Genomic DNA, 1,101 nt, shown 5'->3' with positions numbered 1-1,101 from the left:
GCCAGAAGGCCGCATTGGCGCGCGACCCGGCGGCGCTGAGCCAGACCGTGCGGTCGCTGCTGGCGAACCGGCTGGTGCTCAAGGAGGCGCTCGCCAAGAAGTGGGAGCAGCGGCCCGACGTCACGGCGCAGCTCGCGCGCCTGCGGGAAAGCGTGATCGTCGAGACCTATCTCCAATCGCTCACCACGCCGCCCGCGGACTTTCCCGGCGAGCAGGAGATCAAGGCCGTCTACGAGGCCAATGCCAGCGCGCTTCTGGTGCCGCGCCAGTTCCAGCTCGCCCAAGTGTTCGTCGCCGTGCCCAAGGACGCCGACAAGGCGACCGAGGAGAAGGCGCGCAAGAAGGTCGACGAGGTGACGCGCAAGCTGAAGCTGCCGGGCGTCGACTTCGCGGCGATCGCCAAGAGCGAGTCGGACGACGCCGACAGCACCGAGAAGGGCGGCGAGATCGGCTGGCTGACGGAGGCGCAGCTGCGTCCCGAGATCCGCGACCGGATCACAGGCCTCGCCAAGGCGGCCTACACGGATCCGATCCGGCTCGACGACGGCTGGCACATCCTCAAGCTGATCGACACCAAGCCGGCCCAGACGAGGCCGCTCGCCGAGGTTCGCGACACGCTGGTGCAGCGTATCCGCGAGGAGCGAGTCGAAGCGAACCGGCGCGCCTATGTGGCGGAGCTGCTGAAGCAGTATCCCGCGTCGGTCAACGAGCTGGCGCTCTCGAAGCTGGTCGAGGGGCTGGCCGAAGAGGCGCGCTGATCCGACGCGTCGTGTCGGAGCCGACACGGCGTCGCCGGAGCGGGTCCGAGCGAGGTCCGGCGAGACCCGTCCGCGCGCCGATCGCGCAGCATCGATCCGTGGTCCGACACCGTGCGCGTCTTCGCATCACCCGGCGGCGCAGAGCGCCTGCCTGACCCGGGCGAATGCGCATGTCGTGTCGGAGGACGGCGTCGCATGAACATTCGGCGACATGCCGTCATATTCGACCGGACACCATCGATAACATAGTTATCATACATTAATCGTTCGTTAGGAACCCGCCGATACGCTCTCGCGAGAGGTGGTTCATGGCGGCTCTGATGATCGTCGGCACCCTGATCGG

At 67.5% G+C, this 1,101-nt stretch carries 1 protein-coding gene; it reads left to right on the top strand.

Translation table 11 applies throughout. The features are described from left to right. A partial coding sequence (locus ABTU92_RS29615; protein ID WP_408095118.1) for a peptidylprolyl isomerase occupies positions 1-758 on the top strand: 758 nt, incomplete at its 5' end. Positions 759-1,101: the final 343 nt, after the last annotated feature.

It is taken from the genome of Rhodoplanes sp. SY1 (genome assembly GCF_046000175.1).
GTDB lineage: Bacteria > Pseudomonadota > Alphaproteobacteria > Rhizobiales > Xanthobacteraceae > Rhodoplanes.
This window is presented reverse-complemented; position numbering and strand designations above follow the sequence as displayed.